This is a genomic window from Imhoffiella purpurea (assembly GCF_000585215.1).
Taxonomy (GTDB): Bacteria; Pseudomonadota; Gammaproteobacteria; order Chromatiales; family Chromatiaceae; genus Imhoffiella; species Imhoffiella purpurea.
The window spans coordinates 1-21,748 of sequence record NZ_AONC01000048.1; the positions used below are offsets into that span (position 1 = coordinate 1).

The following is a 21,748-nucleotide window of genomic DNA, read 5'->3' on the forward strand; positions in this document are numbered from 1 at the left end:
TCAGTCGGTAGTCGTTCATCATGAGGAGCTTACCATGGGGCCAGACTGTTCACGAGGGAACTCTGCCGAAAACCTGTATGAGACAGGTATACATCACCTCTAAAGGATCGGTGGCGAAGGCGATATCGATCTCCGGATATTCTCTGACCAGTCTCAGGGCGGTTGCCAGTCTTGTCTGGGACGCCGGCTATTGGCAAAAGATCTCCGAGGGAATCGGCGGCCACCCTCAAGATCGAATTCGCTTTGGGGGAATCGCGGACAACGGAAGAAATAGTGGAATGGGCTCCGGCCGATCGTGCAGGGCCCCTTCCAGCAGGTCGAATGGTTCGAAGCCATAACGCCGATAGAAGGACTGTGCCTCGGGCTTGGCATCGACCACGACACCGATGCAGCCTATCTCCTCGGAGGTTCGGCGGGCGAGCTCCAAGGCGAAACGCAGCAGTGCCTTGCCGATTCCGCACCCGTGAGCCTGCTCGGCAACGGCCAGCCGAGCGACACGGATCACCGGCAATGGATAGTGCGGAAGTCGGCTACGGCGCTCTTGCGGAAGGGCGTCAATCTCGATCTCGGAAGGCGCGACCGTCACGAAACCGAGGATTTGGTCCTCGGCAAGGGCGATGTAGGTGACTCCGAGGTGATGTCGAAACTGATTCTGACCCGCGAACCGGTGGAAGAACCGATCAAGATCCGGATTACCACTGGTGAATTGTCGTCGATCGTCGCCCGGCTCCAATCGCCGAATCCGAAGATTCATGAACCCTCGCTGGCCTGAACATCTCCTGGATCGGCGAATAGTGCCTGCATGGCCTGGTTCGGGGGCTCGTTGGATGCCAGTCGCTCCAGTAGCCTGTCCCCGGTTTTCTGTTCGACGACGAGCCGCGGCGGGATCAGCATATCGTCCGGGATTTCACTGACCGCCTGGAGGTGGTGCAGGAGCGCCTGCTCGATCACGAACCCCTTCTTCAGCCCACGCGCTCGGACATAGCGTTCGAGACGATCGCGCGTTTCGGGGGAAATGTTCGCCGAGATCTGGGTCATATGCGCTTAGCTACGTTCTCTATGAAATTGTAGGAAAGTCTAGCATCGAAAGAGATGGCAAAGCTGGAGAGACGCAGACGCCGGTTCGCCTCTTGCCCGCAGACAGCTGCCCAGTTGCCATTGACCGACACATGGATCGACTGTTTGCGGATGTCAACGACAGACTCGGTACGCCAGCCGGCGTGACGAATCCTCCGATTCAGACGCCAGGCCCGGAAGACGTCATGTCCTTCCGGGCCAGGGATTCAGAACAGATAGCTCACCCCGATGCCGAGGGTTCGCCCGCGTCCCGGATAGCCAATGCGGCTGTAGCCCCCGGTCATGTAGTTGTCGAGGTAATAGCCGAACAGGTCGTATTCCTGGTCGAGCAGATTCTTGGCCCAGAGGTAGACCTCCATGCCCTTCTCCTCCAGGCCGACCCGCAGGTCGAGCTTGTTGTAGGACGACAGCTCGTAGATATTCCAGGCCGAGGCCGCTCTCGAGCCGACATAATTGTTCGTCAGATCGGCCTTCAGGATGGGGCTGCCGAGTCCGAGGAAGGCGGGGAGCGGCTTGATGTAATTGAGGGACAGGGTGGCCGCCCATTTCGGCACCTCGGGCATCTCGTTGCCATCCTCGATGCCGCTGGCGCTGGTGCCGCCCTCAACCTTGATTTCGGTGTCCAGGTAGGTCACGGACGCGCGGAGGGTCAGTTCGTCCGTAGCGCGCCAGAGTCCCTCGAGTTCCACGCCCTTGCTTTCCGTATCGTGGTTTTCCGCCGAGGCGGTGTTGGTCGCATAGTCGTAGAGCAATACGTGATCGTCCTTCACGTCATTGAGGAAGACGGCGCCATTGAGGCCGAAGCGCCCGTCCGCGCTCTCGAACTTGAAGCCTGTTTCGTAGGTATCGATGGATGCCGACTTGTACGCCTCGTCCGTGCCGCCCATGGCGAACATGTTGGCGAAGTCGACGAAGCCGCCGCTTTTGTGGCCGCGTGAATACATGGCGTAGAGATTCGTGTCCGGGGTGAGTTCATAGCCCACCGCGACACGTCCGGTCATGTAGTCGTCGCTGAAGGTGTCGGAGTCCCACGCCTCCCCGAACGATCCGCCATAGTAGGCATTGGGTACCCAGTGCGCATCGACGTCCTTGTCCTCCCAGGTGTAACGCGCCCCGAGCGTGAACTTCAGACGCTCGAACCTTGGCATAGGAATGGTCGTTTCGCCGAAGATCGCGGTTGCATCCGTGGTGAAGTCGCGATCCATGTCGCCGTTGTAGACATCGGTCGGATCGGTCAGGTTGTAGCTGTCGTGCGTGTCCCAGGTGTGCTCGCTGCGATAGTAGTTGGCACCCGCCACCCAGAAGATTCTCGCGCTTTCTCGGGAGGAGAGACGAATCTCCTCGTTCCAGAGGGTCTGGTCGGATTCAGTCGTGATCCTGGCATCGAATGGCATGCCGTATGCTTCTCGCATGCTCAGGCCTTCGTACGGATTGGAGGTGCCCTCGATACTGGCATTCGAATAGGCACTGAGAATCGTCAGGACCATATCCTCGAATTCATGAGTGAATTCGGCGGTGAAGCGGACCGCTTCGTTTTCATCCGAGCGAATGTCCGGATCCTGTTCGGCCTTGGCCGTGTCGCCATACGGATAGAGCACATAGTTGAGATCGCCATCGCGCTGGTCCGAATAGCTGGCGGTGAGCAACAGGCTGGTCGCCTCGGTCGGTTCCCACAGCAGCGATCCACGCGCGGTCTGCGCGCGCGGTTCGGTGACCGGATCGCCGGTCTCGAGATTCGACACATTGCTGTCGATGTGCGAGGCCCGCACGGCGATTCGGCCGCTCAGGGTTTCGGTCAGGGGGCCGCCGACGGCGCCTTCGGTCATGTAATGGTTGTCCTCGCCGATCTCGCCGCGAATGTAGCCCTCGAGCCAGCGGGTCGGGAGCCGGGTCCTGATGTTGATGGCGCCGGCCTCCGAGTTGCGGCCGAACAGGGTGCCCTGCGGGCCCTTCAGCACCTCCACCTGATCCACGTCCAGCAGACTCATGGTGGCATTGGTGGCCGACAGGGGCAGGCCGTCCAGATTGATGACGACGGCGGTGTCGTCGATGCTGGTTCTCTGGATCGAGCCGATGCCCCGGATCCGGACATTGCGTTCGCCCAAGCCCATGTTCGAGACGAAATCCACGCCCGGGGTCTGCTCGATCAACTGGTCGAGCGACTGCAGGCGCCGGTCCTCGATTTCCTCGCTGGTGACGGTGGTGACACTGAAGGGCACGTCCTTCGCCATCTCCTTCGAGCGGCGGGCGGTGACCATCAGGGTGTCGAGCGTCACGGCGGCGGTTTCGGCGTCGGCATCGTCCTCGCCGTTCGCGTCGGCAGCGGCCAGGCCGGGTATTCCCAGGCACAGGGTCGTGGTCAGTGCGAGTGCGGCCGGGCGCAGGCGAAAGCCTGCGTGCCAGGGCAGAAGCCTTGGGTCTGCGGGGTCAGGGATTCCTCTGATCATGCTGGGTTCCTTATCTGAGGTTGAAGATGTCGGGTGGCGCTCCTGTTTGCGCTCGGTCGCTGTATCGCGGGCAGGTGAGCTGGCGGATTCGGCGGTTCCGGTCGCGCCGGCGGCAGGGGCAGGCAACAGGGGACGCGCCGGCCTCCGATCTCGCGGTCGATGCGCTCGGTCGGGAGGCCGAACAGGCGTTCGGTGAGGGCCGAATCGACGACCTCGTCCGGGGTCCCGTCGGCCAGGATGCGTCCGTCGCGCATGGCCAGCAGCCGGTCGGCGTACTGGCTGGCCTGGTTGAGGTCGTGCAGCACCATGACGATGGTCCGGCCGTGGCGGCGGTGCAGCTCGGCGAGCAGCTCGAGCAGTTCCACCTGGTGTCCCATGTCCATGTAGGTCGTGGGCTCGTCGAGCAGCAGGATCTCGGCCTGCTGGGCCAGGGTCATCGCCAGCCAGACGCGCTGGCGCTCGCCGCCGGAGAGTGTGGCGAAGCGCCGCTCGCGCAGATGGCCGATGCTGGTGGCGCCGAGTGCCCAGTCCACCACCTCCAGATCCCGAGCGGTGGCGCCGCCCAGCAGGCCCTGGTGGGGATAGCGTCCGTGGCCGACCAGCTGGCTCACGCGGATGTCGTCCGGGGCCGATGGGCTCTGGGGCAGGCTTGCGAGCCGGCGCGCCAGGGCCTTGGGTGCCCAGTCGGCGAGCGGGCGCGCGTCGAGCCGGATCTCGCCCCGGGCCGGACGCAGCAGACCGCCGAGGGCCTTGAGCAGGGTCGACTTGCCGCAGCCGTTGGGGCCGACCAGACAGGTGATCCGACCGGGCTCCAGGTGCAGCTCGGGGATGTCGACGATGGTGCGCTGGCCATAGGCCAGCCGCAGTCCGGTGGCGTGCAGACTCATGGATGCGTCCTTGTGCGGCGCTGGAGCAGGAGCAGGAAGATCGGGATGCCGATCAGGGAGGTGAGCGCCCCGACCGGCAGCTCCTGAGAGACGGTCAGGGTGCGCGCGGCGATGTCGGCGCCGAGCGTCAGCAGGGCGCCGCACAGCAGGGTGACGATCAACAGACGGCCCATGTCGCCGCCGACCAGACGGCGCGCCAGATGGGGCACGACCAGACCGACGAATCCCACCGGGCCGGCGACCGCCGTGGCACTGGCGGCGAGCATGACGGCCACGCCGAGCGCGATGAGGCGCCAGCGGCGTACCGGCAGACCCAGCGACTGGGCGGTCTCGTCCTCGAAGCGCAGCAGTGAGAGCGGACGCAGCAGCAGGGCCGCCGCGCTCAACCCGATCAGCGTCCAGGGCAGCAACAGCAGCAGATGCTCGAAGTCGCGTCCGTAGAGACTGCCCGCCAGCCAGATCAGGGCGATCTCGGTACGGGCACCGCCCCAGACCACGACCACCCACATGACCAGGGCGTTCAGCACCGCGCCGACGGCGACGCCGTTGAGGGCCAGTCGCACCGGGCTGACACGTTCGCCCCAGGACAGCCCGAGCACCAGGCCGGCGGCGCCCAGACCGCCGATGAGCGCGGCGAACGGCAGCCAGGCGAGCGAGATCTCGGTGCTGGCGTTGTGCAGCAGCCCGGCGTTGAGCAGGTCGCCGAGCAGCAGCACCGTGACCACCAGCAGGCTGGCGCCGCTGGAGATGCCGACGATGCCGGGATCCCCGAGCGGATTGCGGATCACCGCCTGCAGGATCAGCCCGGACACGGCCAGGTGCAGCCCGACCAGCACGGCGAGCAGGGTCCGGGGTAGGCGCAGTCCCCAGACGAGCCGGTGCCCGAGCGCGTCCGGGTCCGAGCCGATCAGCCCCTGGTAGACGGCGTGCGGGTCCAGATAGACGGAGCCGGCGAGCAACGACAGCGCCATGGTCGCCGCGAGCGCCAGGCACAGGGCGGCGAGGATCCAGCGGAAACCGTTGCGCGCGGGCGTGCCGGGCGCCGGATCCGGGCGGCCCGGGACGGCGAGGACGGACGGGGAGCGCACGGACATCTCAGGTCCCCTGACGGCGGATGAGGTGGACCAGCAGCGGTCCGCCGACGAGTACGCAGAGGATGCCGACCGGGATCTCCTGCCACTTGGCGATCAGATCCGCGCCGCAGACCAGGCTGGCCCCGGCCAGGGCGGACAGCGGCAGCAGCGTCCGGTGGGTCGTCCGCTCGCCGGCCAGGGTCAGGCCCGAGCGCACCAGGTGCGGTGCGACCAGGCCGACGAAGGCGATCGGCCCGGTGGCGGCGACGGTCGCAGCGCTCAGCACCACGGCGGTCAGACCCAGCAGCAGGCGCCAGCGCGTCACCTGCAGCCCGAGCGAGGTCAGCATCGTCTCGTCGAGCGCCAGCAGATCGAGGATGCGCGCGCAGGCCAGTCCCAGGGCGAGTCCACCGAGCACCCAGGCCCAGAGCATGCCCACATGCTCCCAGGTGCGGTTGGCGAGGCTGCCGCTCAGCCAGTAATAGATGCCGTTGGCCTCGGTCTGGGAGGAGACCAGCACCAGGGTGATGGCGGACAGGAAGAAGAGGTTGACGCTCATGCCGACCAGCGTCAGCTGCAGCGGTTCGAGCCGGGTGCGCAGTCCGATCGCGAAGGTCAGCAGGGCGGCGAACAGACCGCCGAGGGTACCGCAGGCCAGCATCGCGGGCGTCGAGAGACGGGCGAAGGCCATGCCGAGCACCATGGCGAAGGCGGCGCCGGCGGTGACGCCCAGCAGGCCCGGCTCGCCGAGCGGGTTGCGGGTGATCGACTGGGCGATGGCGCCGGCCATGCCCAGGGCGGCGCCGGCCAGCAGGCCGGTGAGCAGGCGCGGCAGACGCAGCTCATGGACCACGAATGCGGCGTTCGAGTCGCCGCCATGCCAGAGGATGCCGGGCAGTGCCTCCAGTGGAACCCGGTAGTCGCCGAGACTCAGGGCAGCCGCGGCCGCCAGGGTCAGCACCCCCAGACAGAGCAGCCCGAGCAGCAACGGAGCGCTGGGCGCGGCGGGGGGAGCCCAGCCGAGTGGGAGTCGCCACGACATGGCCGACGACTTAGTTTGCGACGTTCAGCGGAACGGCGCGCGCCGCCGACGGAATGTCCTCCGGTTCGGGGAAGGTCTCCGGATAGAGCAGGTGCGCCATCTCGCGCAGTACCATCTCCCGCGCCAGGGGACCGTGCGACATGATGTACTGGTCGTTCACCCGCCAGGCTCGGCCGTTGCGGACCGCCTTCAGCCGCGACCAGACCGGGTTGGCGGCGACGGGGCCGTCCTGTCCCTTGAAAACGAGGATCACGTCGGGGTCGAGACGCAACAGGGTCTCGAGTCCGATGGCGGCCGAGTCCGGCATCTCCAGCTCCGGCGTGGGGCGATGGCCTTGGACGTTGGTCGCTCCGAGGTGTCCCATGATCCGGGTGGTGAGATAGTGATCGTAGAAGGCATAGGGTACGTCGGCCCAATCCCAGAGGAAGACGGCCGTGACGCCGCCCGGCGCCTTGGTCCCGAAGGTCTCCAGGTCGGACAGGAAGCGGGCGTTGAGTGCCTGGCCCCGGTCCTCCTCGCCGAGCGCCCGGGACAGGCGCTCGACCGCGCTCAGCGAGTCCTCGAGCGTGGTCAGGTCGAGGGCGATGAAGGTCCCGGCCTCCTCGATCTTCTTCTCGAATGGCTGGGTGTAGGTGCGCAGCCCGACGATGAGGTCGGGCGCGAGCTGGGTGAGCACCTCGAGATTGGCCTGGTGGATCTCGCCCAGATTCACCGCGCCGGTGGCCGCGTCGCCGAGGAAGGCGGACTGCTTGCCGTTGAGGGTCGAGAGTCCGGCCATCTGTCCCCCCAGGGCGGTGACCAGATCGGCGCCGAAGGTGGAGATGGCGGCAACACTTTCAGGGCGCTGCTCGATGACGACCTGCTTGCCGCGGTCGTCGAGGATCTCGACCGGAAAGGCATCGGCCCAGGTCGGAGCGACCTGGCAAGCGCCTAGGGTGGTCAGGGCGGCCACCAGTAGGGCCGGCAAGGAACGGGCGGACGGATGGATCATGATGGCACTCTAAATAAAAACGCATCTTGATCGCATTATTTGGCGCGCCGGGGTGGCGCGCTACCCGGATCGGTCGGAACGGGTGCGCGACCTCGAGACCGATTCGGGTCGTCGAGCGTCGATGATGGTGGAGGGCGGATTGGATCCTGAAAGCGATGTGACCGGGGTGCGTGGCTGCGTCACCGTCTTGCATCCCGAGAGTTCGGATGATAAAAACGCTCCTATTGATAGTGATTCTTATTTCTTTTGTGACCTTGCGATGTATCCTGACTCCGAGCCCGAGGCGCTCGTTTCCCCGCCTTCGGATCCTTCGGTCGTCTCCTTGCAGCCCGGTTTTCTGGTGTGTCATACCTCGGCCCGGGATTTGGATGCCGTCGATCGTGTCCGCGAGTTCGCCGGCGACTGCGAATTCCTGCACCTCAATTGCCAGCTCGACGGCCGTTTCGAGGGCTTCGTGGGGCCTTATTCGCTGTCTTATGCCAAGGGCGACCTGAGCTTGGGGTTTTCGTCGGGGGAAACCTTCAGGGTCAGGCACTGCGCGCGTTTTCGGAATCTCGCCGTGATGTTGACGCCTCGGGTTCTGGAGTCCTTGGCGGGCGAGGAGGCCGCATCCGTTCTCGGCAAGACCGAGGCGCAGGATTTCTTCCTGCGCCATGCCGGCGTCTGTCGCAAGGCCTGGCAGTCGGCCTCGGTCGTCGCCGACTTGATGGCGACCGATCCAGGCCACCGATTGCTGTTTCAGTCGGCCACGCTGGAATTTCTGCACTGGCATCTGGCTGCCTTTCGAGGCCGGGCGGGGACCAGGTCCCTCTCGCACCGAGACTGTCTGCGGCTGGAGGATGCGCGCAACCTGTTGCTCCAGGATTTGGCTTCACCTCCGACCATCGCCGATCTGGCCCGCGCGCTCGGGATGAGTCAGTTCAAGCTCAAGGACGGATTCAAGAGACGCTTTGGCTGCGGCATTTACGAACTCTTCCAACGGCAACGCATGCAGGAGGCGCGACGCCTGCTGCAGCATCACAACGTCACCGAAACGGCGGTCTTGTTGGGTTACACCAACATCAGCCACTTCAGCGCGGCCTTTCGCAAGCAATTCGGTCTATTGCCAAGCCGGGTGCGCGGGACAGGGTCTTCGCTCGGCGTTTAGGCCGCGACACACTCATCCAGCCACCGCAGCAGTGATTTGTACAGCTGTGCCTCGCGGGAGCTGGGCTTGCAGATGGAGATGTGGTCCTCGTCCAGAGGGACCGCGACCTCATTGGGCAGGCCGGGCTCGGCGCTGGTGGCGTCGACGGCTGTCGGGCAGAACCTCAGCGGGGTTGGCGGTTCGGGCAAGGGGGCTGGGCGTTCTGGCGCTGTCGTTGGTCACCGCGATCGGTGTAGGTCGGGTTAGCGCAGCGTAACCCGACGTTGGCGGTGCATGAGGCATTGATTGTCGGGTTACGCTGGCGCTAACCCGACCTACGGTTTCGGCTGAGGCCAGGTTGCGGCGGCGGCCTCGGCATTCTCCAGCTCCGGCAGACGGCGGCCGTAGCCGTGTTTCTCGATCAGGCGGCGGGCTTCGGCCAGCGCTGCGCGGTCATGGAAGAGGCGGGCGCGGGTGAGGGCGCAGTCGACGAGGTGCAGGGCCATACCGCCGCGGGCGGCGATGCGCTGGGCCTCGTCGAGGTCGGCGCGGGCGGCGTCAGGCATGCCCAGGGCGTGGCGGAGCCAGGCGCGGGTGAGGAGGCCGAGGGGAAGCATGTCCTGGTCTCCGGCGGTGCGCAGGCGGTCGAGTGCGCGCTCGCTGTGCTCCTGGGCCTCGGGGCCGGGCGGGCGGCCCTTGAGGCGTTCGGCGTATAGGGCGCAACGGGCGAGGGTGAGGTGGTGGAGTGCGAAGTCGAGCAGCGGCGCGCCGGGCATGCCTTCTTCCCACTCCAGCGTCTGCTTCGCACGCCGCGCCACCGCAGAGCAGACCCCTACCCGATCTGGATCGGCCCCCGTTCCCGCACCATCCGCGCCGAGCCAGGCGGCCTGCTCGGCCCCGGCCAGGAGCAGGTCGCAATAGCGGAAGCCCGGGAGCGAGTAGAGGAGCGGGTGTTGGGGCTGCCACTCCGCCTGCTGGCGCTCGGCCTCGGCGAAGACGTCCAGGGCCTCCCGGGTCTCGCCCTGCTGGTGCAGGGCGTCCGCTAGGGTGGTGCGCGTGATCATGCGCCAGGCCGCATCGCCGCTGCGGTCGTCCCAGACCTCGCGCCCCTCGCCTGCGAGGACGCCCAGATGTTTGGCGACTCGGTCCTTCCAGGTCTCGTCCCGGTGGCTGTAGCTCAGGAAGACGCGCAGTGCAGGCGCCATGACCGGTGTCTCCGTTCAGGGTTCGCGGCGGAACGATCAGTGTATCGCCGGTGCGGGCGTGCGCAAGGTGGACGGCCAGGGGCCGTTGCGTTGGCTTCCAGCCAAGGCGGCTGGTCGCCAACCTCAGGCCACGGCTCGTCTCGGAGCTATCGCCGACAGCGGGAGAATAGGGGAGGGCCTGTAGGGCGCAATAGGCCGCGCTTGATGGGGCGCTGTGTCGCTCAGTCGTCGCTCATGCCTTGCATGTCGCGCCGTCATCGGACATCGGGGCGGCCGTATTGCGCCGCATGCAGGCGTGCCATTCGGCGCAATACGCTTTCGCTATTGCGCCCTACGATGGACGCCACCTAAGAGGTCGACCGGCTCGGGCATGAATTCCGCTAGGCGCGGTTTAGACCTGCCCGGCCTTCAACTGCTCCCGGATCCACCGGCACATGGGGTCCTTGTGAAACCGCTCGTGCCAGTAGAGGTGGGCGTAAGTGACCTCCTTGGTGGTTTGCGGCGGGGTCTCGCGGACCACCAGGTTGCGGCCCCGGGCGAGTTCCTCGGCGAACCGGTGCGGCAGGCGGAAGACGATGTCGCTGCGCTCGCAGAAGGCGGGGATGGAGGCGAAGCTGGAGAGCCGCAGGGGCTGGTTCAGCCGCTCGCCCGGCGACAGCTGGCCCTGCTCGATGAGATCCCTCTCCACCATGCCGCCGCCGCGTCCGGTGAGCGACACCAGGCCGTGGCTGGCCGCCGCGATGCGATCGAGGGTCAGCGGACCCTGTGCAAGCGGATTGTCCTTGCTCATCACCAGGGCGAGGCTCAAGGGGGCGAGACGGAGGCTGTGGAGCTGCGCGGTGCTCGCGCTCGGCTCGAACGGGGTGACGACGAAGTGGACATCGCCGCGCTCGAGCGGTTCGAAATGGTCGCGCGGCTCGCTGTTCACCTCCAGCACCATGCCGGGGGCCAGTCGGCGCATCCGCTCGAACAGGGGCGGGAGGAACCAGCCGACCTCCGGCTCCGGACCATAGAAGCGGACCACCTGGGTCGAAGTCGCCGGATCGAAGACGGGGCGGGAGACGAGGCGCTCGGCCTCGTCCAGCCACTGGCTCAGTTCCGGCAGGAGCGCCTCGGCGCGCGCGCTGAGCTCGAATCCACGCGGGGTGCGGACCAGCAGCGGGTCGTCGAACATGGCGCGCAGCCGCTGCAGGGCGCGGCTCACGGCGGGCTGGCTCATGCCGAGCTGCTCACCGGCGCGCGAGACGTGTCGGTCCTCGAGCAGCTGTCTCAGGACGACGAGCAGATTCAGATCCAGGGTACGAAGATTCGTCATGTGGATAATTAGTATCTCCGTTATGCATTGGACGCATGGATTCTCTCAGCCTAGTCTGTCGCGTTCGAATTTAACCGCCGTCGCTCGACGGCCGGCCAATCCGCGGAGATATGACCATGACACTCGATTCGCCCACCCGGCTCAGTCCGAACACCATCGCCCTGCATTGGATCGTCGCGCTCATGATGATCGGCCTGCTGGCCGTCGGGGTCTACATGACCGAGAACGGCGTCTATGCACTCTACCCCTGGCACAAATCGCTCGGTGTCCTCATCGCCCTGTTCGTGGTCCTGCGCGTGGCCTGGCGCATGCTCAACGGCTGGCCCAAGGCGGTCGGGGACTATACGTCCATCGAGAAACGGCTGGCGAAGATCGTGCACTGGGTGCTCATCGTCGGAACGGTGCTGATGCCGATCTCCGGGGTCATGATGTCGGGCATGGGCGGGCACGGGGTGTCCTTCTTCAATCTCGAACTGATCGCGCCCAATCCGGACCCGGCCAATCCGCAGGAGGTGCTGCCGCTCAACGCGACGCTGGCCCAGATCGGTCATCTGGTGCATGGCTGGGTCGGCTATCTGCTGATCGGCGCCATCGTCCTGCATCTGGTGGGCGCGCTGAAGCACCATCTCATCGATCGTGACGGCACCCTGAGACGCATGCTCGGTAACGAGGTCGAGGTGACATCCTGATCGACCGGACCCATCTCGAGATGGGTCCGTTCAGCAGCCACCGAGGGCCGAGGCATGACCAAGCGAACCATCGGGATGGACGACCGGCTTCACGCCTATCTGGTCGCGCATTCGCTGCGCGACTCCGAGGTGAAGCGGCGTCTGCGCGAAGCGACGGCCCCCTTGGCCAGGGCCGGGATGCAGATCGCCCCGGAGCAGGGCCAGCTGATGGGTCTGCTGGTGGAGCTGACCGGCGCCCGCCGCGTCATCGAGGTCGGGACCTTCACCGGCTACAGCGCGCTCTGCATGGCCGAGGCCATGCCGGCCGACGGCGAGCTGATCTGCTGCGATCTGAGCGAGGAATGGACCGGCATCGCCCGCCGCTTCTGGCGCGAGGCCGGCGTCGAGGGTCGCATCGATCTGCGGCTGGCCCCGGCGCTGGAGACCCTGGACGGCCTGCTGGCCGAAGGTCGGGAGGAGTGGTTCGACATGGCCTTCGTCGACGCCGACAAGTCGAACTACGGCCACTATTTCGAGCGCTGTCTGCGCCTGCTGCGCCCCGGCGGGCTCATGCTGCTCGACAATACCCTCTGGGGCGGGAAGGTGGCCGATCCCGAGCAGCAGGATGCGGATACCCAGGCCATCCGCGCGCTCAACGACCGACTGATCGAGGACGGGCGGGTGACCCCGAGCCTGCTACCGATCGGCGACGGATTGACCCTGGCGCGCAAGCGCTGATTCGGGGGCTCGATCAATCGGGCCGGTGGGCCAGAAGACGCGATGAGTTGAGCAGGATCCCCAGGGTGTGGCTGATGTGGATGATGCCGCCCATGGCAGGCGACAGGATGCCGAGCGCGCCCAGGACGACCCCGGCCAGGTCGGTGACCACGGCGAAGGCATAGTTCTGATCGGCGGTGCGCAGGGTTCGGTCGCTGAGCCGGCGGATGGCGATCAGCTTGCGGACGTCGCTGTCGGCGAGGGCGATGTCGGCGATCTCGATCGCGACCTCGGAGCCGCCGGCCCCCATGGCGATGCCGATCTCGGCCTCGGAGAGGGCCAGTGCGTCGTTGACGCCGTCCCCGACCATCACCAGAGACCCGTGATCCAGGCGCAGCCGGCGCACCACCTCGGCCTTGTCCTGCGGCAGCAGTCCTGCATGACAGGAGTCCAGACCCAGCTCGCGGCTCAGTCCCTCGGCCACGGCCGGCTCGTCGCCCGAGATCAGACAGAGATGGGTCACGCCCTCGGCGCGCAGCGCCTCCAGGGTCTCGCGGACGCCGGGACGCAGTTGGTGACGGATCCCCAGCACGCCCAGCACCTCGCGGTCCAGCGCCACGTAGACGCTGGTCAGTCCGCGTCCGCTCATCTCCTCGGCCGCGTGACGCAGACGCCGGCTCAACCTTAGACGCTCGGCCTCCAGCAGGCGGGCGTTTCCGAGCAGTACGGTGCGCTCCCGCACCTGGGCCTTGACGCCCTGTCCGAGCAGATGCTCGCTCAAGGCATGCTGTTCGGGCTCGACTCCCTGGCTCCGTGCGTGCTCGACGATGGCATGGGCGAGCGCGTGCGGGTTGTGCTGCTCCGCCGAGGAGGCCCAGAACAGCAGTTCCTGCGAATCCTCGGCCACCACCTCGGCGACCTCTGGCGTCTCGGTGGTCAGGGTGCCCGTCTTGTCGAAGCACCAGCATCGGGCGCCGCCGATCTGCTCCAGATAGATGCCGCCCTTGACCAGGATCTGACGGCGCGCGGCATTGTGGATGGCCGCGCTCACGGCCGTGGAGGCGGCGAGAATGGTCGAGCAGGGACAGGACATCACCAGCATGACCGTCAGCGCGCGGCTCAGGCTCTGTGTCAGCACCAGGGTGCCGAGGGTCGAGACCGTGCCGAGCTTCAATAGACGGGCCGCCAGGACGTCGGCGCGTTCCTGCAGCGGGGCCTTCTGGTCGAGCGAGGCATCGACCAGTGCCGCGATGCGGGCCAGATAGGTGTCTTCGCCGACCTCGCACGCCCGCACGTAGAGCACGCCCTGTTCGAGATAGCTGCCGGCGAAGACCCGCTCGCCCTGGGTCTTGTAGACCGGCTCGGCGCGGCCGGTGATGGCCGCCTCGCTCAGCTCCGCCGCGCCCTGTTGGATCTCGCCGTCCACCGGGATCTTCTCGCCGGTGCGGATCACCACCAGATCGCCCGCCTTCAGCTCCGCCACCGGGGTGAGGATCTCGGCGCCGTCGATCACCACCCAGGTGTCCTTGATGGACAGGGAGAGCATGCGCCGAATCTCGCGCCGCGAGCGGTTCGCCACATAGGTCTCCAGTAGCCGACCGCCGTGGAGCACGAAGATGATCTCGAAGGCGGTCAGTGCCTCGCCGACCAGGATCGCCAGGAGCAGCGAGAAGGCCAGGAACTGGTGGATGGTGAAGCGCCGCTCGGTGAAGGTCTCGTGCCAGGCGTCGCGCAGCAGGGGCAGGGCGCCGATCAGGGCGATCAGTCCGGTCGGGCTCAGGGCGGATTGGGCCACCGGGCGTTTCAGGACATGCTCGCGGATCAGCACGTATCCCAGATAGCCGCAGAGCAGACCGAAGCCGACCAGACGCCAGAACCAGGAGCCGCTCTTTTTGTCTCTTTCTGTTGTCTGCCGGCAGCCGCGACATTGGATGCCGGTATCGGTCTCCGCGTCCGCGGGATCGGGACACATGGGATCGCGCAGGATGGCGTCGATCATGGATTTGAGCGCGGCCGCATCGATCAGGGATTCCTGATAACGCAGGGCCAGGGATGCGCAGCCCGGATTGCAGCTCACCTCCAGTACGCCGTCGACGCCGCTGAAATGGCGCTCGAACCGTGACGCCAGGGTGTGATTCCCTGTCAGCGGCTGGATGCGCAGCCGGACGCGGCCGGGTATCTGGTGGCGTGTCTGAATCATGCCTCTGTCTCCATGCTGCGATCCGTTGCGACTGGTGATTGGACTCAAACGATAATGATTGGCGTTCGTTGAGATGCCTGCATTGATATCGCACAATCGAATCGAAACCTGTCGCCCCCCGATCGGTCACAGGGATATGGACATGAAAAACCATGCGCTCGTCGCTGCGTGTATTTTTGTTGGGGTAGGGACGGTCTTGGCAGACCCCGTCTGCGACTTCACCATCGAGGTCGGTGACGCCATGCGCTACAGCCAGGAGGAGATGGTGGCCGGCACGGACTGCGAGCGGATCCGCGTCACGCTCGTCCATACCGGTACGCTTCCGGATACCCTGATGGGACAGAATTGGGTTCTGGCGCGGACCTCAGATCTGGATGGCGTGGCGATCGACGGGATGCGCGCCGGCGCCGCGAACGACTTCGTGAAGCCCGGCGACGGGCGTGTCCTGGCGGCGACCGAACTGATCGGTGGGGGCGAATCCACCAGCGTCACCTTCGACCCGTCGGACCTCTCGCCGGACGAGGACTACAGCTATTTCTGTACCTTTCCGGCGACCTGGGTGTTCATGCAGGGACGTTTCATCCTGCGCTGATCCGAGACCGGATCTTCTCTTGGCGCCGGCCGCCAGGGCCGGCGTCGCTGCCCCCGGAGACTCAGGATCCAGTTGGCCCCTGTCTCGATTCGTATGACCAGATGTCCGCGAATTCGAGCGGTGCCGCGATCCTGCCGCGGCGGATGGACCGCTCGGTCTCGACACCGTCGATGCGCACGATCCAGCGCCAATTTGCGGATAGGGGAGTTGCCTCAGGAATCAGACGACTGGAGCTGGAGCGATCGGCGAGCTGGATCGGATCCGAGCGATCCCGCAGGATGCGTTCGGCCACCAGCCGCGGCATCACGTCGGTCGCCCGTAGCCAATAACCTGTTTCGTCGAGCCTGGACGCGGTCTCGAGCCCCCAGGCGCTTGCATCCATCGACCAGGTTACCTCGATCGCGCATCCTTGCGGCGGACATTCGCCGACCTCGATGGCCAGGCGCCGACCCTCGACAGCGCTGTCCGCCTCGCGGCATTGCACGCTGGTCTTTTCGATCCGAACGCCAGGTGGAAGGATGGCATGCACGACGCCCTGATCGGCGCGCGCGCCGACCATGATGAGCAAACCTCTGAGCTTGCGCTCCCTGGGGTTCACTCGGAGCTGTATCCACCCGCTTTCGACCGAGACCGATGAGGTTGGCTGAAGCGGGTCGGCCTCCATCCCCGCGTCCACCTTCGGCCGTTGCCCGACGCTCGGTTCCGAGAGGGTCGCCAGGGACGGAACGGCGAACCAGGATACCAGGCCGATCAGCAGGGCAGCGAATAGAGGGGGCGCCAGATTTATGGCGAGCGATCTGGATGAGCCGGTATCTGTCCGGGTCGGTCTAGGACGTCGAAGGCTGAACATGGGCCATGCACCTCTGGCTGATGAAGGGGCGAATGGCTGTTCACGCCCGAGAAGCGACAGCTGACCGAGTCTCGCGTCTCACGGGGGGAATGGCTTGTCAAGAATAATTCTCTTTTAGCTTTACATGAACGCGAGTGGTCGGCAAGGGGTTTCTGTCCTTTCCGTGCACGCCCGAATAGCCCATCCAGTAAGGCTCGTCCGAATGGACGGTCATCTTTTGCGGAAGCGGATGAAATAGTTCTCGCGCAGTCGAAGCGGCTCGTCGATGAACGCGAATCCCGCCCGCTCGACCTCGGCGATGACGGTCTTCCGCCCGGCTCGCACGTGCGAGAGGATCCAGTCCGAACTGGTGCCAGGCTCGCGGCGGTAGTCGATGATCGCAAGCAAGCCGCCCGGGGCCAGCGCCGCGTGGATCGAATCCAGGATCGTCTCCGGATACTCGAAGTGGTGATAGGTATCGCAGATGAAGACGAGGTCGACGCTGGAGTCCGGCAGCGCGACCTCCTTCTGGCGGTTGAGCACGGGCGCGACCTGCGTCAGTCCCTCGGCCGCGGCGCGCCGCCCGATGGAGGTGATGAAGGATTCCGAGATGTCCACGGCATAGACGATCCCGGTCGGGCCCACGGACCGGGCGAAGGGCAGGGTGAAGAGTCCCGTTCCGGCGCCCACGTCGGCGACGCGCATGCCGGGCCGGATCTCGAGGGCCCGCAGGATCTCGTCCCGCCGGTCGAAGACCTCCCGTCCCTCGCGCTCGAAGATGTCCTGCCAGCGTTGTGGATTGGCATGACGGTAGTGGTTGTTGAGCGAGGGATCGACCGCCGGGGATTCGGCCAGTGCGGCGAGCGGAAGGAGCAGGAGCGCTACGATGGGGATCAGGCGACGGAGTTCGAGTTCGATCGGCATTGGAGATCTTCCTCCCGGTGGGTGGGCCATTCGTGGATCGGAATTTGAGCATGAGGGTCGCCGATACCGGCGGCCAATAGCCCAATCCTATCCGCTGTCGCGCGCTGGCTGGTCGTCGAAGAGCGTCAGGATCGCCGCGATGGCCCCCGTTTGACGAATTCCGACCATCATCGAGACCGGGCCGCATGCACGCTGCGTGATTCGCATACGCCTTGTATGAGGATTTTTATTTACGTATTATTTTTTCCGAATCGATCCTATCGACCGGTTCACCTCATCCTCGAATCGCGAACAGGTGGCGCATGGAACCTTTTCATCACATTCATCGGGTTCGGCTCGGATCGCTGATCGTGGGCTCGGTGTTCGCCGTGAACCATGCGTTCGCCCAGGAGACGCTCCTCGGTCCCATCGAGATCACGGCGGAACGGCTGGTCACGCCGACCAAGCAGGCGGAGGAGACCGTCTACACGGGCACGGCGGTGACGGCCAAGGGGATCGAGCTCCAGGGGGCCAAGGCGTCGATGCAGGTCTACGGGGCCATCGACATCCTGCCCGGCGTCAGCACGGAGCAGCCCGACTCCAGCGGTCTGGGGGTAGAGCAGTCGAGCGTGCGTCTGCGCGGCGTGCGCAGCTCGCTGGGCACCATCACGGTCGAGGGCATCCCCAACTACGGCGGCAACCCCATCGGTCCGAGGGATTATCTCTACGACATGGAGAACATGGCGTCCGTCTCCGTCTACAAGGGCGCGACCCCGGCCGACATCGGCGCCGGGGTGGGGACCCGGGGCGGGGCCATCGTGCTGCATCCCCGATGGCCGGGTGACGAACCCGGTGCCGAGCTGGTTCAGCGGCTCGGGTCGAACCGCTTCACCCGGACCTACGCCCGTCTCGAGACGGGGCGGCTGAACGACAGCGGGACGCGGATGTCGGGCGCCTTCTCCTATTCGGAGGCGGACAAATGGCGGGGTCCGGGCGACCTGGGCCCGCGCGCCAACGCCAATCTGATGCTGGTGCAGCCGATGAGCGAGGATCTGGAGTTCGAGGTCTGGCTCAATCACAACGATCAGGACCAGCACCTTTACCGGCCGCTCACCTACGATCAGGTCAGCGATCTGGGTGCCAACCGCGATCTCGACTACAACGCCGAGCGCACCGGCAAGGCCGCGCAGGACATCCATTACTACGACTACAACCGCGGCTCCTACGACAATACCGATCTGCTGTCGGTGATCACCTACGATCCGGGCGACGGGATCAGGCTCTCCTTCAAGCCTTACTACAGCAAGGAGGACACCCAGGTTCTGCAGGGCACGACGTCGGGCGGCGGCCGGGTGCAGGAGCGCAACCGCGACATCGAGCGCTGGGGCCTCATCGCCGAGGCCGGCGGGGAGATCGCCGGGATGTCGGCCGTGCTCGGCTATCACTACGAGCACACCGACATGCATATCACGACCCGGAACTACGCCATCACCGGCAGCGGGCTCGCGTATCGCGGCTATGGCATCCTGGCCACCACGGGCACGACCCACATCAACAGCCCCTACGCCAAGCTGGCCGGCTCGGCGAGCGGATTCGACTGGCAGGTCGGGCTCAAGTATTTCAACTTCCGCGATGCCGAGAGCGAGGGCTATACCACGAGCGGTGCGCCGGACTACGGCCTGGTGCGCGCGCCGGATCTGGACCGGGCGGCCCGCACCCATGAGATCTGGCTGCCCTCGGCCGGGGTCTCCTACGATCTGACCCCGGAGACCCAGGTCTACGCGAGCTACGGCAAGGGCTTCATCCGGCCCTATTCCTACATCCCCATCATCAACGCCTACAACGGCAACCGGGCCGCCTTTCAGGCCGCCGGGGTCACGCTGGACGAGCTCTTCTCGGGCTACGACATGGAGGAGTCGGATACCATCGATATCGGTCTGCGCTATCGCGGTGAGCGCTTCGAGCTGATGCCGACCTTCTTCCTCGCCCGCTACCGGAATCTGCTGACCAGCGTCTCGGACGCCCGGGTCCTGGTGAACGGGAGGCCGATCAGCTATCAGCAGAACATCGGCGAGGCGACCGGCTATGGCCTGGAGCTGGCCTTCAACGCCTATCTCTCCGACCGCCTGACCCTCTATGTCAATCCGACCTATACCCGGCTCACCTACGACGACGACCTGACCTACCAGGGCACCAGTCTTGCGACCAAGGGCAACCAGGTGGTCGACACCCCGGTCTGGATGGGCCAGGCGGGGCTCATCTATCGCTGGGGTGACCTCGAGATCGCGCCCAGGGTGCGCTATCTGGGCGAGCGCTACGGCGACTCGGTCCACACCGAGTCGATCGACGAGGTCTTCCTGACCGACCTGACCCTGAGCTACAGCACCAAGCGACTCTGGCCGGGCAAACGGCTCAAGGCGTCGCTCGAATTGAACAACCTCTTCGACGAAGACTATGTCGCGGTGATCAATGCCTCCGACGACAGCCGCGGCGGCAGCCCCAGCTATTATCCGGGCGCGCCCTTCACGGCCATGCTGACGCTGGGGGTGGAGATTTGAGAACGCCGATTCATCTGACTCGACGCGGCTTTCTCGGGCTGCTGGCGGCGGGACTGACGGCCCCCGCCTGGCGGTCCGGTCTCGCGGATCCGGCCGGGCGGCTCGTGGCGGTCGGTCCGGGGGCGCTGAGGCTGCTGACCTATCTGGGGGCCGCCGATCGTTTGGTCGGGATCGAGGACCTGGAGCGGCGTCCGCTCACCGCCAGCAGCTATCGCTATGCGCTGCCGTCGGGAATATCCGATCTGCCCTCGATCGGACCCGGCGGGCCGGGCCGCATGCCCGACCTGGAGCAGCTGATGCGTCTGCGTCCCGATCTGGTCGCGACTGCGACCCTGGACGGCCAGCAGATCCAGGCGCTGCGCGAGCGCGCCGGGCTTGAGGTGCTGGAGTTGAGCTACGGGGATACCGGCATCCTCAAGGTGGACGAGCTGTTGGGCTCGCTGCGCGCCCTGGGCCGGGCGCTGGGGCGCGAGGAGCGCGCCGAGCGGCTGGCCGATTTCATCGGGGCGAGTCTGGCCGAGCTGGACGACCGGATCGCGGGCGAGCCCCCGGCCGAGGCCTATCTGGGCGGGATCAGCATGCAGGGGGCGCACGGCATCACCAGCACCCAGTCGGGGCATCAGCCGCTGGTCTGGGCGGGTGGGTGCAACCTGGCGGATCGGGCCGGACCCGTGGGCCATCTCTTCATCGACCGCGAGCAGTTGCTGCTCTGGGATCCGGAGGTGCTCTTCGTCGACGGCGCCGGTCTGGCCGGCATCCTCACCGAGTACGCCAGGGATCCGGGCCTCTACCGGCGTTTGCGCGCCGTGCGCGAGGGGCGTGTCTATCTGACGCTGCCCTTCAACGCCTACAACACCAATGTCGAGAACGCCCTGGCCAACGCCTGGACGATGGCCAAGGTCCTGCATCCGGACGCCCTGGCGGATCTGGATCCGCAGCGCCAGGCGGGGCGCATCATGCGGACCTTCCTGGGGGCGGACGTGATGCCGGATCTGGCCCGCAACGGATACGGGCTGGGCCGTCTGGACCTGGAGGCGGGGCGGTGGACGCCGCTGTCCTGAGCGCCCCGCGCGCGGCCTTCCGGCGCCAGACTGCAAGACGTCTGCTGACCGGGCTGTCCCTGACGCTCCTGCTCGCCGCGCTGGCGGTCTATGCGCTGGGGCAGGGCAGCTATCCGCTCGCGCCGGGGCAGGTGCTGGCCGCGCTGTCCGCCGGACCGGACGCCGTGGATGCCGCGGCCCACGTGGTCTGGTCGATCCGGCTGCCGCGTCTGCTGGCGGCCGTCCTGGCGGGTATGAGTCTCGGGCTGGCGGGGGCGGTGATGCAGAGCGTGCTGCGCAATCCGCTGGCCTCGCCCATGACGCTCGGGGTCTCTCAGGGCGCGGCCTTCGGCGCCACCTGCGCCATCGTGCTGCTCGGGGCGGGCGAGCTGAACCGGCTGGGACCGGGCGCCGTGGTCATCCAGGAGCCCTATCTGGTGGTCGGTGCGGCGCTGGTCGGCGGGCTGGGAACCGCCGGCGCCATCCTGCTGCTGGCCCTGCTGCGCGAACTGCGTCCGGAGGCGCTGGTGCTGGCCGGTATCGCACTGGGCTCCTTTTCGAGCGCCGGGACCATGCTGGTGCAGTATTTCGCGAGCGAGACCCAGGCGGCGGCGACCCTCTTCTGGACCTTCGGCGATCTGGGCAAGGCCGGCTGGCGCGAGGTCGCCTGGCTGGCGACGGTGCTGGCGCCACTGATCCTGCTGCTGACCCGCGCCGGCTGGTCGCTCAACGCCCTGGCCTGGGGCGAGGACAGCGCGCGTGCGCTCGGCGTACAGGTCGGCCCCCTGCGTTTCGGGCTGCTGGCCGCCGGGGCGCTGCTCGCGGCCGTGGGCACGGCCTTTCTCGGGGTGATCTGGTTCGTCGGGCTCATCGCCCCGCACCTGGTGCGGCTGCTGATCGGCGTCGACCACCGCTACCTGCTGCCCTATGCGGCCCTGGCGGGGGCCATCGTCCTGCTCGGCGCGGATACCCTGGGACGGCTCCTGCTCGCACCCGTGGTGCTTCCGGTCGGCGCGGTCACGGCCATGCTGGGCGCGCCCCTGCTGCTCTTACTGCTGCTGCGGCCGGGCCGCTAGCC

At 66.5% G+C, this 21,748-nt stretch carries 19 protein-coding genes; 7 read left to right on the plus strand and 12 right to left on the minus strand.

Translation table 11 applies throughout. The features are described 5' to 3' along the window. Nucleotides 1-226 precede the first annotated feature (226 nt). From D779_RS15225 to D779_RS15255, 7 genes are all read right to left on the minus strand, one after another. Nucleotides 227-754 (minus strand): GNAT family N-acetyltransferase, encoded by a 528-nt coding sequence (locus tag D779_RS15225; RefSeq protein WP_043755693.1) that lies wholly within the window; start codon nucleotides 752-754, stop codon nucleotides 227-229. After that, the gene (locus D779_RS15230; RefSeq protein WP_007042977.1) at nucleotides 751-1,038 is read right to left on the minus strand and encodes a ribbon-helix-helix domain-containing protein; all 288 of its coding nucleotides are present in this window, start codon (nucleotides 1,036-1,038) and stop codon (nucleotides 751-753) included. The genes D779_RS15225 and D779_RS15230 overlap by 4 nt, the downstream gene beginning before the upstream one ends. A 245-nt stretch (nucleotides 1,039-1,283) precedes the next feature. Beyond that, on the minus strand, nucleotides 1,284-3,524 hold the full coding sequence (locus tag D779_RS15235; RefSeq protein WP_052348173.1) for a TonB-dependent receptor: 2,241 nt from the start codon (nucleotides 3,522-3,524) through the stop codon (nucleotides 1,284-1,286). After that, complete coding sequence (locus D779_RS15240) at nucleotides 3,521-4,411, minus strand: ABC transporter ATP-binding protein (protein WP_043755697.1); 891 nt, start codon at nucleotides 4,409-4,411, stop codon at nucleotides 3,521-3,523. Before D779_RS15240 ends, D779_RS15235 begins: the two co-directional genes overlap by 4 nt. Further along, complete coding sequence (locus D779_RS15245) at nucleotides 4,408-5,505, minus strand: FecCD family ABC transporter permease (protein ID WP_043755698.1); 1,098 nt, start codon at nucleotides 5,503-5,505, stop codon at nucleotides 4,408-4,410. Before D779_RS15245 ends, D779_RS15240 begins: the two co-directional genes overlap by 4 nt. 1 nt (nucleotide 5,506) lies before the next feature. Then, nucleotides 5,507-6,526 carry a FecCD family ABC transporter permease gene (locus tag D779_RS15250; RefSeq protein ID WP_043755700.1) on the minus strand — a complete coding sequence of 340 codons (1,020 nt, stop codon included), beginning with the start codon at nucleotides 6,524-6,526 and terminating at the stop codon, nucleotides 5,507-5,509. 10 nt (nucleotides 6,527-6,536) lie between these two features. Further along, nucleotides 6,537-7,517 (minus strand): ABC transporter substrate-binding protein, encoded by a 981-nt coding sequence (locus tag D779_RS15255; RefSeq protein WP_043755701.1) that lies wholly within the window; start codon nucleotides 7,515-7,517, stop codon nucleotides 6,537-6,539. A gap of 82 nt (nucleotides 7,518-7,599) precedes the next feature. Between D779_RS15255 and D779_RS15260 the strand changes: the two genes are divergently transcribed. Beyond that, complete coding sequence (locus tag D779_RS15260) at nucleotides 7,600-8,664, plus strand: helix-turn-helix transcriptional regulator (RefSeq protein ID WP_232424209.1); 1,065 nt, start codon at nucleotides 7,600-7,602, stop codon at nucleotides 8,662-8,664. A 314-nt stretch (nucleotides 8,665-8,978) separates the two neighbouring features. On the opposite strand, the gene D779_RS15270 is transcribed toward D779_RS15260, so the two are convergent. Both D779_RS15270 and D779_RS15275 read right to left on the minus strand, forming a co-directional pair. Further along, nucleotides 8,979-9,848 (minus strand): hypothetical protein, encoded by an 870-nt coding sequence (locus D779_RS15270; protein ID WP_043755704.1) that lies wholly within the window; start codon nucleotides 9,846-9,848, stop codon nucleotides 8,979-8,981. Nucleotides 9,849-10,239: 391 nt separating this feature from the next. Next, complete coding sequence (locus D779_RS15275) at nucleotides 10,240-11,163, minus strand: LysR family transcriptional regulator (protein ID WP_043755706.1); 924 nt, start codon at nucleotides 11,161-11,163, stop codon at nucleotides 10,240-10,242. A gap of 116 nt (nucleotides 11,164-11,279) precedes the next feature. Between D779_RS15275 and D779_RS15280 the strand changes: the two genes are divergently transcribed. Beyond that, the gene (locus D779_RS15280; RefSeq protein WP_043755740.1) at nucleotides 11,280-11,852 is read left to right on the plus strand and encodes a cytochrome b; all 573 of its coding nucleotides are present in this window, start codon (nucleotides 11,280-11,282) and stop codon (nucleotides 11,850-11,852) included. A 54-nt stretch (nucleotides 11,853-11,906) separates the two neighbouring features. Then, nucleotides 11,907-12,569, plus strand: coding sequence for an O-methyltransferase (locus D779_RS15285; RefSeq protein ID WP_043755709.1), 663 nt, complete (start codon nucleotides 11,907-11,909; stop codon nucleotides 12,567-12,569). Nucleotides 12,570-12,582: 13 nt separating this feature from the next. Here the strand turns inward: D779_RS15285 and D779_RS15290 are convergent, their stop codons facing one another. Then, a complete protein-coding gene (locus tag D779_RS15290; RefSeq protein ID WP_043755712.1) occupies nucleotides 12,583-14,748 on the minus strand; it encodes a heavy metal translocating P-type ATPase in 2,166 nt (721 codons plus the stop codon). A gap of 196 nt (nucleotides 14,749-14,944) precedes the next feature. Between D779_RS15290 and azu the strand changes: the two genes are divergently transcribed. Then, nucleotides 14,945-15,340, plus strand: coding sequence for an azurin (azu, locus tag D779_RS15295; protein WP_198295731.1), 396 nt, complete (start codon nucleotides 14,945-14,947; stop codon nucleotides 15,338-15,340). 61 nt (nucleotides 15,341-15,401) lie between these two features. Here azu and D779_RS15300 read toward each other — a convergent pair whose 3' ends face one another. Further along, nucleotides 15,402-15,938: a hypothetical protein gene (locus D779_RS15300; RefSeq protein WP_043755715.1), complete on the minus strand. Its 537-nt coding sequence runs from the start codon at nucleotides 15,936-15,938 to the stop codon at nucleotides 15,402-15,404. A gap of 462 nt (nucleotides 15,939-16,400) precedes the next feature. Continuing rightward, entirely contained in the window at nucleotides 16,401-17,093 is a 693-nt protein-coding gene (locus D779_RS15305) for a class I SAM-dependent methyltransferase (RefSeq protein WP_043755717.1), read from the minus strand. 302 nt (nucleotides 17,094-17,395) lie between these two features. Here D779_RS15305 and D779_RS15310 point away from each other — a divergent pair, with 302 nt between their 5' ends. The 3 genes from D779_RS15310 to D779_RS15320 are packed head-to-tail and all read left to right on the plus strand — an operon-like array spanning nucleotide 17,396 to nucleotide 21,746. Then, nucleotides 17,396-19,630: a TonB-dependent receptor domain-containing protein gene (locus D779_RS15310; protein WP_043755718.1), complete on the plus strand. Its 2,235-nt coding sequence runs from the start codon at nucleotides 17,396-17,398 to the stop codon at nucleotides 19,628-19,630. After that, nucleotides 19,627-20,691 carry an iron ABC transporter substrate-binding protein gene (locus D779_RS15315; protein ID WP_052348174.1) on the plus strand — a complete coding sequence of 355 codons (1,065 nt, stop codon included), beginning with the start codon at nucleotides 19,627-19,629 and terminating at the stop codon, nucleotides 20,689-20,691. The genes D779_RS15310 and D779_RS15315 overlap by 4 nt, the downstream gene beginning before the upstream one ends. Then, the gene (locus tag D779_RS15320) at nucleotides 20,673-21,746 is read left to right on the plus strand and encodes a FecCD family ABC transporter permease (protein WP_052348175.1); all 1,074 of its coding nucleotides are present in this window, start codon (nucleotides 20,673-20,675) and stop codon (nucleotides 21,744-21,746) included. Before D779_RS15315 ends, D779_RS15320 begins: the two co-directional genes overlap by 19 nt. The last annotated feature ends 2 nt before the right edge of the window (nucleotides 21,747-21,748 follow it).

Excerpts from the sequence above, each read along its gene's own strand:
- D779_RS15245 (WP_043755698.1), bottom strand. The coding sequence starts at position 5,505 with ATGTCCGTGCGCTCCCCGTCCGTCCTCGCCGTCCCGGGCCGCCCGGAT.
- D779_RS15270 (WP_043755704.1), bottom strand. The coding sequence starts at position 9,848 with ATGGCGCCTGCACTGCGCGTCTTCCTGAGCTACAGCCACCGGGACGAG.
- D779_RS15275 (WP_043755706.1), bottom strand. The coding sequence starts at position 11,163 with ATGACGAATCTTCGTACCCTGGATCTGAATCTGCTCGTCGTCCTGAGA.
- D779_RS15225 (WP_043755693.1), bottom strand. The coding sequence starts at position 754 with ATGAATCTTCGGATTCGGCGATTGGAGCCGGGCGACGATCGACGACAA.
- D779_RS15235 (WP_052348173.1), bottom strand. The coding sequence starts at position 3,524 with ATGATCAGAGGAATCCCTGACCCCGCAGACCCAAGGCTTCTGCCCTGG.
- D779_RS15250 (WP_043755700.1), bottom strand. The coding sequence starts at position 6,526 with ATGTCGTGGCGACTCCCACTCGGCTGGGCTCCCCCCGCCGCGCCCAGC.
- D779_RS15310 (WP_043755718.1), top strand. The coding sequence starts at position 17,396 with ATGGAACCTTTTCATCACATTCATCGGGTTCGGCTCGGATCGCTGATC.
- D779_RS15305 (WP_043755717.1), bottom strand. The coding sequence starts at position 17,093 with ATGCCGATCGAACTCGAACTCCGTCGCCTGATCCCCATCGTAGCGCTC.
- D779_RS15285 (WP_043755709.1), top strand. The coding sequence starts at position 11,907 with ATGACCAAGCGAACCATCGGGATGGACGACCGGCTTCACGCCTATCTG.
- D779_RS15255 (WP_043755701.1), bottom strand. The coding sequence starts at position 7,517 with ATGATCCATCCGTCCGCCCGTTCCTTGCCGGCCCTACTGGTGGCCGCC.
- D779_RS15240 (WP_043755697.1), bottom strand. The coding sequence starts at position 4,411 with ATGAGTCTGCACGCCACCGGACTGCGGCTGGCCTATGGCCAGCGCACC.
- D779_RS15280 (WP_043755740.1), top strand. The coding sequence starts at position 11,280 with ATGACACTCGATTCGCCCACCCGGCTCAGTCCGAACACCATCGCCCTG.
- D779_RS15290 (WP_043755712.1), bottom strand. The coding sequence starts at position 14,748 with ATGATTCAGACACGCCACCAGATACCCGGCCGCGTCCGGCTGCGCATC.
- D779_RS15230 (WP_007042977.1), bottom strand. The coding sequence starts at position 1,038 with ATGACCCAGATCTCGGCGAACATTTCCCCCGAAACGCGCGATCGTCTC.